This window comes from Streptomyces endocoffeicus, assembly GCF_016741935.1.
Classification (GTDB): domain Bacteria; phylum Actinomycetota; class Actinomycetes; order Streptomycetales; family Streptomycetaceae; genus Streptomyces; species Streptomyces endocoffeicus.
Genome location: NZ_JAERRG010000029.1, coordinates 51,516 through 64,758, shown reverse-complemented (window position 1 = coordinate 64,758; position 13,243 = coordinate 51,516). Strand labels below are relative to the sequence as shown.

The following is a 13,243-nucleotide window of genomic DNA, read 5'->3' as shown; positions in this document are numbered from 1 at the left end:
GCCGCCCTCAGACGTCCGTGACGCGCAGGCCCGCGTGGGCCTTGTAGCGGCGGTTGACCGAGATCAGATTGGCCACCAGGGACTCCACCTGGTGGGCGTTGCGCAGCCGGCCCGCGAAGACCCCGCGCATGCCCGGGATGCGGGCCGCGAGCGCCTGGACCACGTCGGTGTCGGCGCGCGACTCGCCCAGGACCATCACATCGGTGTCGATCTGCTCGACCTCCGGGTCCTGCAGCAGCACGGCCGAGAGGTGGTGGAAGGCCGCGGTGACCCGGGAGTCCGGCAGCAGGGCGGCGGCCTGCTCGGCGGCGCTGCCCTCCTCCGGCCGCAGCGCGTACGCGCCCTTCTTGTCGAAGCCCAGCGGGTTGACGCAGTCGACGACCAGCTTGCCGCCGAGCTCCTCGCGCAGTCCCTCCAGCGTCTTGGCGTGGCCGTCCCACGGGACCGCGACGATCACGATGTCGCTGCGGCGCGAGCACTCGGCGTTGTCCGCGCCCTCGATGCCGAGCTCCGCGCCGCCCAGCTCCCGCGCCGCGGTCTGCGCGCGCTCGGCGGCGCGCGAGCCGATGATCACCTTCTGGCCGGCCCTGGCCAGCCGGTAGGCGAGGCCACGGCCCTGGTCGCCGGTGCCGCCGAGGACACCGACGGTCAGGCCGGACACATCGGGGAGGTCCCAGGGGTCCTTGGCGGGGGCCTTCTTCGCGGGGGCGTCGGACGCGGAGTTCGTGGCATCAGGAGTTGTCATGACAGCGATCCTGTCACGCACCGCGGCCGCCTTCATGGTGACGTCTCTTACGCTTTGACACTCCCCTCCGTCAGCCCCGTGCGCCAGTACCGCTGGAGTACGCCCATCAGCACCATCAGCGGCAGAACGGACAGGAACGCCCCGCCGACCGTGTACTGGTACAGCTCCGGCTGCCGGTCCGCGTACCCCTGCCAGGACGTCAGACCGAGCTGGATCGGATAGAGGTCGGAGTCGGAGAGCATGACCAGCGGCAGAAAGAAGTTGTTCCAGATGTGCACGAACTGGAACAGGAAGACGGTCACCAGCGCCGGGGTCATCAGCCGCAGCCCCAGCGTGGAGAAGATCCGGGCCTCCCCCGCGCCGTCGATCCGCGCCGCCTCCAGGAGGGAGTCCGGGACGGCGGCGGCCGCGTAGATCCGGCACAGATAGACCCCGAACGGGCTGACCACGCTGGGGATCAGCACGGCCCAGTAGGTGTTGGCCAGGCCGATCTCGCTGAAGAGCAGATAGAGCGGGAGGGCGAGCGCCGTGCCCGGGATCAGCACTCCGGCCAGGATGACGTTGAAGATGCCCTCCCGGCCGGGGAAGCGGTACTTGGCCAGGGCGTAGCCGGCCGCGGCCGACAGCAGGGTCGCGGCGAGCGCGCCGACGCCCGCGTACATCAGGCTGTTGGCGAACCAGCGGACGTAGATGCCGTCGTCGTAGGTGAGCACCCGGTGCAGATAGTCCAGCGGGTGCGGGTCGTGGAACCAGAAGCCGAAGGTGCCGAAGAGGTCGCTGCTGGACTTGGTGGAGGAGACCACGAGCCAGTAGACGGGGGTCAGGAAGTAGAGGGCGGCGACGGTGAGCAGCGAGGCGGTGATGATCCGGTGCCGCAAGGGGGGTTCAAGACCCTCCCGGCCCTTCGCCGCGCGGCGGCGGCCCGCACCGGGCCGGTCGCCGGACGGGGCCGCGTCGGGCCCCCGCCCGCGCGCGGCCCCGCCCCCGGGCCCGCCGGGCTCGCCCGCGACCACGCCGCCGGCCAGGTCGTTCGCCTCGCTCATCCGCTCTCGCCGTCCTTCCCCCGCTGCCCCACGAGCCTCAGGAAGCCGAAGGACAGCACGCAGGCGACGACGGCGAGCAGTACCGCCTCGGCCGCCGCGATGTGCTGGTTGTTGCTGGTGAACGCCTCGTTGTAGGCGGCCAGATTGGGGGTGTAGCCGGAGTCGATGGAGTTGCTCAGCGGTTTGAGCACCTTCGGCTCGGCGAAGAGCTGGAGGGTGCCGATGAGGCTGAAGACGGTGGTGAGCACGAGCGCGGGCCGGATCAGCGGGAGCTTGATGTGCCGGGCCACCTGCCAGGCGCTCGCCCCGTCGATCCGCGCCGCCTCGTACAGCTCGCCGGGGACGGCCTTGAGCTGGGCGATCAGCACCAGCATGTTGTAGCCGGTGAACTGCCAGGTGACGATGTTGGCGATGGACCACAGGACCGCCCCGCGGCCCAGGAAGTCCACGTGCCAGCCGATCGAATCGGCCATCTCCACCAGCGGGCTGATCCCGGGGACGTAGAGGAAGCCCCACAGGATCGAGGCGATCACACCGGGCACCCCGTACGGCAGGAAGAAGGCGGTCCGGAAGAAGCCGACCCAGCGCGCGGACGCCGCGTCCAGCAGCAGCGCCAGCCCGGTGGCGAAGGCGATCATCACCGGGATCTGGACGGCGCCGAAGAGCAGCACCCGCCCGAAGCCCGCCGTGAACCGGTCGTCCTCCAGGGCGTGGGCGTAGTTGGACAGGCCCGCCCACACCTGCTTGGTCTCCCCGCCGAGGCCGAGCGGCCCGGTGCGCTCGACCTTCAGCAGGCTCTCGTAGAGGGCGTAGCCGATGGGGGCGATGAAGCACAGCAGGAAGAGCGCGAGGAAGGGCAGCAGGAACCCGGACGCCGCCCGCGCGCTGCGGGCCTCGGTGCTGGTGAGGCGGCGGGGGGCTCCTCTCACCCGCCTCACCCGGCCTTCACCTGGAGGCCCTTTTCCTTCAGGTCGGTGATCGTCTGGCTCTGCACCTTCTTCAGCACGGAACGGAAGTCGGACCCGTCCCCGATGGCCGCCGTAAAGGCGTCACCGAGCCGCTGGTAGAGGGTGTCCGTGGCGGGGCCCCACTTCCAGCTGGTGTCCACGCCCTTGCTCGCCTCGTCGAAGACCTTGCTGTACTCCTGGCCGCCGAAGAAGTCCTTGTGCACATCGAGCTGGGAGGTGGTGTAGCCCTGCTTGGCGCCCGGGGTGCCATAGCCGTTCTCGATCAGGAGCTTGATCGACTCGGGGTCGGTGTTGAGCCAGACCGCGAAGGCCAGCGCGTCCTTGGGGTACTTGGTCTTGGCGAAGACCGCGGTGGTGGAGCCGCCCCAGTTGGCGTAGGCGGCGTCGCCCTTCTTCCACTGCGGCATGGGCACCACGCGCCACTTGCCCGCGGTCTTGGGGGCGTTGCCGACCAGCAGGGCGTCACCCCAGCTGGCGCCGAGCCAGGCGGCCATGTCGCCGGTCTGGACATCCTTGTACCAGGCGTTCTGCCGGTCCGGAATGGTCTTGATGAGCTTCCGGCGGACCAGTCCGTACCAGTAGTCGGCGACCTTACGGGTGGCCTCGTCGTCGATGGAGACGGTCCAGGTGTCGCCCTCGGTGCCGAACCAGCGCGCCCCGGCCTGCCAGGCGAGCCCCGCGAAGCGGTTGCCGTTGGTGGCCGAGAAGGTCTCGATCCAGGCGCCCTTCTTACGGATCGCGGTGGCCGCCGCCTCGTACTCGTCCCAGGTGGCGGGCGGCTCTATGCCCCACTTCTCGAAGAGGTCCTGACGGATGAACAGGCCCATCGGACCGGACGCCTGCGGTACGGCGTAGACGGCCTTGCCGAAGACGGACTGCTGCCACTGCCAGCCGATGAACTTGTCCTTGTGGTCGGCGACCCCGTACTTGGTCAGGTCCAGCAGCCCGTTGTCGACGAGGAAGCTGGGCACGACCGGGTATTCGATCTGGCCGAGGTCCGGCGGATTGCCCGCCTTGATGGCGGCGTGCATCTTGGCGTACTGGGCGCCGTCGACGGCCGAGACCTTCTCGACCTTGACGCGCACCTCGGGGTTCTTGCTGTTCCACAGGGCGACGGGCTTGTCGATGCCCGGCACCCAGGACCAGAAGGTCAGGGTGATCTTCTCGCCCTTCTTGCGGTCCTTGGGCTCATCACCCCCGTCGCCGTCCGAGCCGCAGCCCGCGAGGGCGAACCCGGCGGCCGCGGCGGCCGCGCCGCCGAGGACCGCGCGACGCGGTGTGCCGTGCGTCCAGATGTTCCGGTTTCTTGCGGTGTCGCTCATACCAGCTCCTCCATCGGAATGCGCCGGAATGTGATGGTCGAGTAGGCGCTGAAGTCGCCGGTCTCGTAGAGCAGTCCGACCGTGGCGTCGTCGAGCCGGACCAGATCGGAGTAGGCGGCGGGCAGGCCGTTCACGGTGTGCGTGGGACGCCAGGTGACGCCGCCGTCATGGCTGGTGCGGACGGTCATCAGCGCCCGGTACGCGGGGTCGGCGGGGCCGGAGAAGAGCAGCGCGTCCGGCTCGCCGAGGTGCAGCACGCTGCACTCCACGACGGGGGCGACCAGACCGGCCTGCGGCCGGAAGGGGAGGTCCAGGGTGGCGCCGCCGTCGCCGGAGTGGGCGTCGGCGCGGGTGCCGGGCGCGGTGGCGTCGGTGCGGGTGTTGAAGTAGACCCGGCCGTCGGGGAGTTGGGCGGCGGTGGTCTCGTTGACGTTGATGTAGCCGTCGGGGTTGTCGTCCACGTACCCGATCCGCCAGGTGGCGCCGTCGTCGTCGCTGAGCAGGTCGTGCCCGCCGTTGTACCGGCCCTCGGTGCCGTCGTCGCCGGGGACGGTCGGGGGCAGGGAGTGATTGCCGGGGATGACGATCCGGCCCGCGTGGGGGCCGTACCGCAACTGGAGGGCGTGGCCGGGGGTGGTGGCGTACCAGCGCCATTCGGGCCGCTTGGTGCTCGCGGTGATCTCGCGGGCCTCGCTCCAGCTCGCGCCGTCGTCATCGCTGTACGTCAGCCACACCCGCCGGCCGTCGGCCGCGCTCACCTCGCCGCGGCGGATCCGGTCCTCGGTGGCGGAGGCCGCGCTGCGGACGTGCACCAGCAGGACGCGGCCGTCGTTCGGTCCGCCGTCGAGGACGACGGGGGCAGGGTTGCCCGCCGTTCCGTCGCCGTTGCGGGCCACGACCCGTAACGCGCCCCAGGTCCGTCCGCCGTCGGCCGACCGCTTGAGCACGAGGTCGATATGGCCGTCGTCGGCGGAGGACTCCACCCGGCCCTCGGCGAACGCGAGGACGGTGCCGTCGTGGGTCAGCACGGCTGCCGGGATCCGGTAGCTCGCATAGCCATCGGTCCCCGCCCGGAACGGAACGGACACCTCGTACGAGCGTGCCGCCCCCGTGTCGACTGCCATCAGACCTCCCGATGCCCCGTCGCAATCGAGTGCCGAGTCAGATAAATGGGACGTAGGACGTCCCTTGTGTGCGGCGACCTTAGGGTTTGCCTCACAGAGCGTCAAGAGACGGCGCATGAACAGTTGGAGACGCGAACGGGGGGCGCGTGGGCGCCGGGCGCGGGCCGGGTCGACGGCATGCCTGTCGCATATGCCCCGAACGGGTGAGCCGGGCCCGAATCGGGCCCGCCGGGGCGCGGGCCGGGGCAGGATCCGGATGCCATGGACGCCGTAAGGGTCACGCTGCTGCGCGAAGTCCTCGCCGGAACGGAATGGCTCCAGGCCACCCGCCGCTTCGCGGGCTCGCTACGGGCCTCGGTCGGACCGCGCGCGGGCGGACTGCTGCTGGTCGGCAGCGAGGCTTACGAACCGTGGCACCTGGCCGCGCACCTCGACGACGAGGCCGCCTGGTCCGGGCTGCCCGAGCTGTCCCCCACCCTCGTCCGCCACCGGGTGCCGGAGGGCACCGCCGTCCCCGCGCATCTGGCGGTCGGGCTCGGGCGGCTGGAGCGGGCGGGCCGCGGGGAAACCCTGCTGGTGGTCGCGCCGGGCGACCCCGGGACCGGGCTGCTGGAGCGGGTGAACGACGCCCGCCGGGGCGGGGCGACCGTGCTCGCCCTCGACGGCGGCGACACCGATCTGCACGCCCTGGCCCATGACGCGCTCTCCGCCCCCGAGAGCGGCGAACTCGACCTCGACACCCTCCAGCACCTGGTCAGCGCCGCCGCCGGGGAAAACAGCCTGCCGCGCCCGGGCCGCCGCCGCTTCCAGGACCGGCTGGCCCGACTGGCCGACCGCCTCACGGCACCTCCTCCGGCCCACTGGTGACGGCCCCCGCGCAGACCTGCGGAAACGGCGCCCGCGCCGGGCAGCGAGTGACGGCGCCCGTACGGGCCCGCGGGTGACGGCGCCCGTACGGAGCCGCGGGTGCCTCACCTCCCCCTGGAATATCGGAGCGACGAGGGCGCCGCTCACGAACGTCCGAGTGCGGTGAGCACCTCGCGGGCCACTCGCTCGCCGCTCTCCACGGCCCCGTTGAGATACCCCTGGCTATGCGTGCTGGTGTGTTCGCCCGCGAAGTGCAGCCGGCCCTCGGGGCGGCCGGTCCAGCCCCAGTACTTGGTGTACTGGCCCGGCCGATAGGAGGCGTACGAACCACGTGCCCAGGGGTCGTCGACCCAGGAGTCCAGCCAGCCACGGCCGTTGTACGCATCCTTCAGGCCGGGTACGAGTGCCTCGAGGTGACCGAGTGCCGCGCCGGTGACCGCGGCGGACGGCTCGCCATGCGGTCTCGCGGTGGGGTAGGAGGAGCCGCTCCAGCCACCGACGAAGAGGGTGAGCAACCCCTCTGCCCCGGTCTGGTAGGACGAAGTATCCCAGGTGGACAGCTGCGGGTTGTCGGCTTTGATGCGCCCGCTGAAGTCCTCGAACTGGTGGAACTGCCGGTCGAACTGCAGCATGAGCTTGGCATCCGTGCCCATACCGTGGTTGTCGATGACTTCGCGCTTGCGAGCGCTGAGCCCCGAGTCGTCGAGGTCGACACGGCGCAGTGTGGTGAACGGCAGTGCGAAGACGACGCGGTCGGCGATCACCTCCTCGCGGATGCCGCCGAAGCGCAGCCGGTAGGTGTCGCCAGTGCGGCGCACAGCGAGCAACGGGGCGTCGAAGTGCAGGGCCGGCTTGGGCAGTCCGGCGGCCAGTCCGCCTGGAATCAGGTCGTTGCCGCCCTTGACGTGGTACTTCTCATCCGCTGTGCCGTCATCAACTCCGGCGTTCTGCTCGATGAGATTGATCGCGCTCAGTTCGGCCGCGTCGTTGCCGAAGAAGGTGCCGACTCCGCAGGCGATGCTGGAGCTGAGCAACGAACTCATGCCACCGGGTACGTTGGCGTGAAGCCAGTCGCGTACGGAGAGCTGGTCGAAGTCGCGGGCGGCGCGGGAGGCCCGATCGGCGAAGTAGCTGCCGATGCGCTTCGCGTCGGCCCGCAGCCGCTTCAGGACCAGGTCCAGGTCCTTGTAGATCGCGGTGTCGTCCCGCACAGCGCCCTGGAGAAAGGTGATTCCTCGCTTGCCGTGCCGGCGGTCCGGGTTCTCCTCCTCCAGTTCCAGACCGAGCTCGCCCGCGAGCTTGCGGATATGGGTGTGACGCGTGTCGATGCGCTCACCTCCGTGCTCGGCGATCTGGTCGCCCGAGAAACCCCTCGCGGTCCAGCAACGACCGCCCACACGGTCGTCTCGCGCCTCGAAAACCTGGACGTGGACGCCTCGGCGGGCCAACCGGTACGCGGCAGTGAGCCCGGCGAGTCCGGCGCCGACGACGACCACGCGCGCGTCATGCGGTGTGGAACGCTCCGCTGCCGCAGGCGAGGAATCCGTCCGGTGGTCGGCCGCCGAGGCCGGCTGCCCCGACTGGACGTCGACGGCGAACAGGCCCGCGGTGGCGAGCGAGCCGCGCAGGATCGTACGCCGGGTCGTTCCGGCATCCTCGGCCGTGGTCCGCCGAGTCGCGTCACCCGGCGCGCGCAGGGCTCGCATCCAAGGGTTACTGCCAGAAGGCACAGGGATCTCCTGAGAGGTGGGGGAAGGGGCTCAAGGCCCAGTGCGCACCCTGCTTGGTTAATCCGTTGACCGCCAGCCCTGGCCCACAACGAAATTCGCAGGAATTCGCCCGCCAAATCGACGGTTCTCGTAGCCTGTGGCCTATGTCCCGGGTAATCCTGGCCGATGTGGCGAAAGCGGCCGAGGTCTCGACGGCCACGGTCTCACACGCCCTCAACGGCACCGGCCGTATGACCCCGAGTACCCGCGCTCGCGTCCGCGCACTGGCCTCGGCGCTCGGCTACGGAGGCTCTCCCGCACCGCGCATTCTCGGCCTCGCCGTCACGACGTATGGGCGCACGGACTGGAATTTCGCCGAAGTCCCGTACTTCTCCCAGGCGATCGTCGCGGCCACGGCCGCCGCCCACAGCCACGGCTACGCGCTCATCACACTCCCCTCCGTCGCCCACGAGGACCTGTGGTCGGCACTGCACGTCGCGGGTGTCGTCCTGGTGGACAGCCCCGCCGATGACCCGATCGCGGACGTGCTCCGGGCCCGCTCCATCCCACTCGCCTTCGACGGCCGCCCCGTCGACCCGAAGCCCGGTGAAGCGTGGGTGGACAATGACCACACGGCCGCGACCCGTCGTGTGCTCGACCACCTGGCCGCCCAGGGCGCTCGCCGCATCGTCCTCCTCGCCGGACCGGGAGGGGAGCACTACACGCGCGCCTGCGTCGCCGCTTACACCAACTGGTGCAGCCACCACGGCCACTTACCGCGAGTCATAGGGAACACCCACCCATGGGACCCCGACGCGCCCTTCGACAGCGTCCTCGCCTCCCCCGACCGTCCCGACGCCGTCTTCGGGATCTACGACTACTGCGGCCGCCACGTCCTGGCGAGCGCGGCTCGTATCGGCCTCAGCATCCCCGAGGATCTGCTCGTCGTCTGCGCGAGTGAGGATCCTTCGTACGCCCTCTGCGACCCTCCGGTCAGCACTCTGTCGCTCGCTCCTGACAAGTCGATGCCGGCCGCGGTCACCGCGCTGGTCGACCTCATCGAGACACCAGGGCACGTACCGGTTCCGACCATCGTTCCCACCCGCCTGACGCTGCGCGCGTCGTCCACCCGAGCCCGCAGGCCTCGGCATCCGCCACTGTCACCAAGCCGCTGACCGGCATGGCCACAGGCGCGGACACCAGTGACGGCGCCCCACGGACCGTAATTCGGTTGCCCGGCACGGCGGCCCGGCCGGACGATGTCGCCTCGTGGCCTTGACCGACCAGGACGACCCTCCCGCGCCCCGCGCGCCGCGCCGCGCGCCGCGCCGCGCGCCGCGGCGGGCTCGCGCGCTGCTGCCCGATCTCGCCCCGTGGCACTCCTCCCGCGACTTCCGGCTGCTGTGGACCGCGGGGCTGGTGACCGCCTTCGGCAGCTTCCTGACGATGGTGGCGCTGCCGCTGCAGATCAAGGAGTTGACGGGCTCCGCCGCCGCGGTGGGCGCGATCGGGGCGGTCGAGCTGGTGCCGCTGATCGTCTTCGGGCTGTACGGCGGTGCGCTGGCCGACGCCGTCGACCGGCGGCGGCTGATCCTGCTCACCGAGGCCGGGCTCGGGCTGCTCTCCGCGCTGTTGCTGGTCAACAGCGTGCTGCCGGATCCCATGCTGTGGCCGCTGTATGTGGTGGCCGCGCTGGCCAGTGCGCTGACCGGGCTGCAGCGCCCCGCCATCGACGCGGTGGTGGCCCGGATCGTCCCGCACGGCCAGCTGACCGCGGCCGCCGCGCTCAACTCGCTGCGCTGGCAGCTGTCCGCGATCGCGGGGCCCTCGCTCGCCGGGGTCGTCGTGGCGTACGCCGGGCTGCCGCTCGCCTACGGCCTCGATCTGCTGACCTTCGCCGCCTCCGGGCTGCTGGCGCTCCGGCTGGCCTCCGCCCCGCCCGCGCACGACGCCGAGCCGCCGTCGCTGCGCGCGATCGGCGAGGGCGCGCGCTACGCCTGGCGGCGCAAGGAGCTGCTGGGCACCTACGCCGTGGACATGGCCGCCATGTTCTTCGCCTTCCCGAACGCGATCTTCCCCTTCCTCGCCGACGATCTGGACGCGCCCTGGGCGCTGGGCCTGATGTACGCGGCGGGTTCGATCGGCTCGGTGGTGGTCAGCGCGACCAGCGGCTGGGCGTCCCGGGTGCACCGCCACGGCCGGCTGGTGGTCGCGGGCGCGGCCGTCTGGGGCCTGGCCATGGCGGCGGCCGGATGGCTGTCCAACGTCTGGCTGGTGCTGCTGTGCCTGGCGGTGGCGGGCGGCGGGGACATGGTCAGCGGGCTGTTCCGCGCCACGCTGTGGAACCAGACGATCCCGGAGAAGCTGCGCGGCCGGCTGGCCGGTATCGAGCTGCTCTCCTACGCGACCGGCCCCCAACTGGGCCAGGTCCGGGCCGGTTCCATGGCCGGCTGGGTGGGCGTACGGGCCTCGGTGTGGTCCGGCGGACTGGCCTGTGTGGCCTCGGTCGGCCTGCTGGCGCTGGCGCTGCCCCGGTTGATGGCCTACGACGCCCGTACGGACGAACACGCCCGCGAGACCCGCGAGACCCACGGCGAGACGTGGACCGCTCCCACCTGACCCCCGCGCAGGACGATCGCCATGATGGCCATCATGATGGCCGCATTCTCGTTGTGTGATGAGACGATGACAGCCCCCCTGAGCGGCGAAACCCGCTGATTCTCTGGGGTCATGCCGATCGAAACCGGCCCCCGTGGCCTCTCTCCCCGTCGCCGTCGCCCCTTGCTCCTCTGCGTTCTCGCCGCGACCACCGTGAGCGCGGTCGCCCTGACCGGATGCGGCGCCGACAGCGACTCGGGCGTCAAGCGGAGCTCATCGTCGCCTCCGAAAGAGCGGAAGAGCGACACAAAGGTCCTGTGGATGGGCGACTCCATCGCCGGTGCCGAAGGACCAGCGCTGCGGGCGGCGCTGACGGCGGCGGGCGTGGAGTTCGAGAACGCCTCCTCCGACGGCGGCGGCACTGTCGTCAACGGCGACAGGATGAGCCGTCAGCTCGCGAAGACCACGTGGAAGGAGCTGAAGAAGAACATCGCCGCGTTCCGGCCGAACGTGATCGCGTACCAGATCACCACCTACGACTGGGGCACCCGCCAACAGCAGCGCGCCTCTTACGAGAAGTTCGCGAAGGCCGCGCGGGACGCCGGTGCCGAGCTCGTCATCGTCTCCGCCCCGCCCTTCAAAGTGGATGACTTCTACAAGAAGTACGAGAGCGCGATCAAGAGCGCGCCGGAGGTGGCCGAGGAGGTCGCCGAGGCCGGCGGCGGAGGGGTGCGCTTCCTCGACTCCGCGCGCCTGTGGGGCACCGACAGCGGTGCGGCGAAGGCACTGCGGGCCCCCGACGGCATCCACTCATGCCAGCAGGGCTCGGCCGCCTTCGCCAAGTGGCTGGGCGGGGAGCTGGGCAAGCGGTACGGCTTCGCCCCGGCCCCGCCCGAGGAGTGGGCCGAGGGCTCGTGGACCGACGACGAGCGGTTCACCAAGCTCGGTTGCAAGTGACCGGCGGGCCCGCCGTGCGTACCGCCGGCCGTGACCATCTCGCCCCGCTCGACGGCCTGCGCGGATTCGCCGTCGCGGCCGTGCTGCTCTTTCACGCCGGGCATCTGAGCGGAGGCTTCCTGGGCGTGGACCTGTTCTTCGTCCTGTCGGGCTTCTTGATCACGCGCCTGCTGCTGACGGAGGCGGCCGGGCGGGGCCGGATCGACCTGGCGGCGTTCTGGGGGCGCCGGGCGCGGCGTCTGCTGCCGGCGCTCACCGTGATGGGTTTGCTGACCCTGCCGGCGGCCTGGGCGTTCGGATCGCCCGCACTGCTCGGTTCCGCGCTCGACGACGCGCCCTGGGTGGCGGTGCAGGGGGTCAACTGGCACTTCATCACCGAACGGATCGGCTACTGGAACGCCTCCGGCACCCGGCTGTTCTCCCATCTGTGGAGCATCGCCGTCGAGTGGCAGTTCTACCTGGCGTGGCCGCTGGTGGTCGCGGCCGCCGGACGCGGCCGGGCCGGTGAGCGGCGCGTCGCCGTCCTCGCCGCGGCCGGCGCCCTCGCCTCCGCGGCGCTCATGCGGGACTTGGGCGACGCGGTGGACACCACACGGGCGTACGAGGGCACCGACACCCGGGCCTTCGCGCTGCTGCTGGGCGCGCTGGCCGCCACCGCGCCGGTACGGGAGCTGTGCGCCCGCGTCCCCCGGCGGGCCGTGGACGGGATATGCGCGCTGCTGGGTGGCGGGCTCGTCGCGTCCTGGGTGCTGACCGGCGGCCAGAGTTCTCCCGGGCTGTTCCGGGGCGGGATGTTCGCCCATTCCCTGGCCGCCGCCGCGCTGATCGCGCTGCTGGCCCGGACGGCGGACGGATACGTCGGACGGTTGGTGGGCAGCGCCGTCCCGCGCCGGCTGGGCGAGTGGTCGTACAGCCTGTACCTGTGGCACTGGCCGGTGTATCTGCTGCTGCCGGACCCGGTGTTCGGAGTCGGCGGATGGGGCCGCACCGCCCTGGCGATCGGCATGTCGCTCGTGGCGGCCGTGCTGTCGAAGGTCTGGGTGGAGGACCCGGTGCGGTTCCGTGCGGGGTGGGCGAGCGGACGCCGGGGGCTGGTGGCGCTGTCCGCCGCGGCGGCCGTGGCCGTCGTGGTGTGGGCGGCCGTACCGCGGCCGCACCCCGGGGCGGGGACGGTGGACGTGAACCGGCTGATGGCACCCTAGGGATCGGGCGCGTGGGTGCTGCCCGCAGTTGCCCGCAGCTGCCCGCAGAGGACGAGGGAGACTTGGCGGATGCGGGACGAGCACACCACGAGGGGCCGAACGGCCCGCCGCGGCAAGCGGATCGGGGGAAGAGCGCGGTACCGGCCGGTGCCCCCGCTCTCCGCCGTCGCCGCGCTCACGGCCACGGTGGCGCTGGCGGGCTGCGGAATCTCCGACACCGGGCCGACGGCGGCGGGGGCGCCCGCGTCGGGCGGGCTGACCGCCGACCGGGCGGAGCTGCTGCGGGTGTACTTCGCCACCGCGTACGGAACCTGGCCCGCGACCCGCCCGGCGCCTTCCGGGGCCGGGCCGCAGCAGGCGCTCAACGCGCTGCTGGGCGGGCCCTCGGCCGCCGAGAGGCGACGCGGTCTGGGCACGGCACTGCCGACGGGCACCCACCGGGTCCGCGCGCGAGCGTCGCCGGACGCGGTCGACCTGTATCCGCCGTGGCCGGTGGCGGAACTGGACAAGGTGGCGGTGAGCCAGCTGGTGTGCACGGTGGCCGCGGCACCGGGAATCCCGGGCGGGAGGAAACCGGTGGACGTGGTCGTGCGAGTCCACGAGCCGGACCTCGCGGGGAAGCCATGGGAGGTCATGTGTGACCGGACCGGTACGGCCGTCCCCCGCGAGCGCGCCCGCTCGCGATAGCCCCGCTCGCGACAGCCCCCC

General features: G+C 71.6%; 12 protein-coding genes. 6 read left to right on the top strand and 6 right to left on the bottom strand.

Annotated elements, in window-relative coordinates; all coding sequences use genetic code 11:
- Positions 1–7 precede the first annotated feature (7 nt).
- The 5 genes from npdG to JK364_RS43745 are packed head-to-tail and all read right to left on the bottom strand — an operon-like array spanning position 8 to position 5,202.
- Complete coding sequence (gene npdG / locus JK364_RS43765; protein ID WP_121825072.1) at positions 8–745, bottom strand: NADPH-dependent F420 reductase; 738 nt, start codon at positions 743–745, stop codon at positions 8–10.
- A 47-nt stretch (positions 746–792) separates the two neighbouring features.
- A complete protein-coding gene (locus JK364_RS43760; RefSeq protein ID WP_230993410.1) occupies positions 793–1,788 on the bottom strand; it encodes a carbohydrate ABC transporter permease in 996 nt (331 codons plus the stop codon).
- Positions 1,785–2,726 carry a carbohydrate ABC transporter permease gene (locus tag JK364_RS43755; protein WP_201857019.1) on the bottom strand — a complete coding sequence of 314 codons (942 nt, stop codon included), beginning with the start codon at positions 2,724–2,726 and terminating at the stop codon, positions 1,785–1,787. Before JK364_RS43755 ends, JK364_RS43760 begins: the two co-directional genes overlap by 4 nt.
- Entirely contained in the window at positions 2,723–4,078 is a 1,356-nt protein-coding gene (locus JK364_RS43750) for an ABC transporter substrate-binding protein (RefSeq protein WP_201857018.1), read from the bottom strand. The genes JK364_RS43755 and JK364_RS43750 overlap by 4 nt, the downstream gene beginning before the upstream one ends.
- Positions 4,075–5,202 (bottom strand): sialidase family protein, encoded by a 1,128-nt coding sequence (locus JK364_RS43745; RefSeq protein ID WP_201857017.1) that lies wholly within the window; start codon positions 5,200–5,202, stop codon positions 4,075–4,077. Before JK364_RS43745 ends, JK364_RS43750 begins: the two co-directional genes overlap by 4 nt.
- Positions 5,203–5,463: 261 nt before the next feature.
- Between JK364_RS43745 and JK364_RS43740 the strand changes: the two genes are divergently transcribed.
- Positions 5,464–6,069 carry a hypothetical protein gene (locus JK364_RS43740; RefSeq protein ID WP_201857016.1) on the top strand — a complete coding sequence of 202 codons (606 nt, stop codon included), beginning with the start codon at positions 5,464–5,466 and terminating at the stop codon, positions 6,067–6,069.
- A gap of 143 nt (positions 6,070–6,212) precedes the next feature.
- On the opposite strand, the gene JK364_RS43735 is transcribed toward JK364_RS43740, so the two are convergent.
- A complete protein-coding gene (locus JK364_RS43735) occupies positions 6,213–7,775 on the bottom strand; it encodes a flavin monoamine oxidase family protein (RefSeq protein ID WP_201857015.1) in 1,563 nt (520 codons plus the stop codon).
- A 167-nt stretch (positions 7,776–7,942) separates the two neighbouring features.
- Between JK364_RS43735 and JK364_RS43730 the strand changes: the two genes are divergently transcribed.
- The 5 genes from JK364_RS43730 (at position 7,943) to JK364_RS43715 (ending at position 13,222) form a co-directional block, all read left to right on the top strand.
- Complete coding sequence (locus tag JK364_RS43730; RefSeq protein WP_201857014.1) at positions 7,943–8,953, top strand: LacI family DNA-binding transcriptional regulator; 1,011 nt, start codon at positions 7,943–7,945, stop codon at positions 8,951–8,953.
- Between the two features lie 100 nt (positions 8,954–9,053).
- Positions 9,054–10,397 (top strand): MFS transporter, encoded by a 1,344-nt coding sequence (locus tag JK364_RS43725; protein WP_201857061.1) that lies wholly within the window; start codon positions 9,054–9,056, stop codon positions 10,395–10,397.
- Positions 10,398–10,697: 300 nt separating this feature from the next.
- The gene (locus JK364_RS56055) at positions 10,698–11,333 is read left to right on the top strand and encodes an SGNH/GDSL hydrolase family protein (RefSeq protein WP_230993409.1); all 636 of its coding nucleotides are present in this window, start codon (positions 10,698–10,700) and stop codon (positions 11,331–11,333) included.
- A complete protein-coding gene (locus JK364_RS43720; protein ID WP_307841567.1) occupies positions 11,330–12,535 on the top strand; it encodes an acyltransferase family protein in 1,206 nt (401 codons plus the stop codon). The genes JK364_RS56055 and JK364_RS43720 overlap by 4 nt, the downstream gene beginning before the upstream one ends.
- 69 nt (positions 12,536–12,604) lie before the next feature.
- Complete coding sequence (locus JK364_RS43715) at positions 12,605–13,222, top strand: GerMN domain-containing protein (protein WP_230993407.1); 618 nt, start codon at positions 12,605–12,607, stop codon at positions 13,220–13,222.
- The last annotated feature ends 21 nt before the right edge of the window (positions 13,223–13,243 follow it).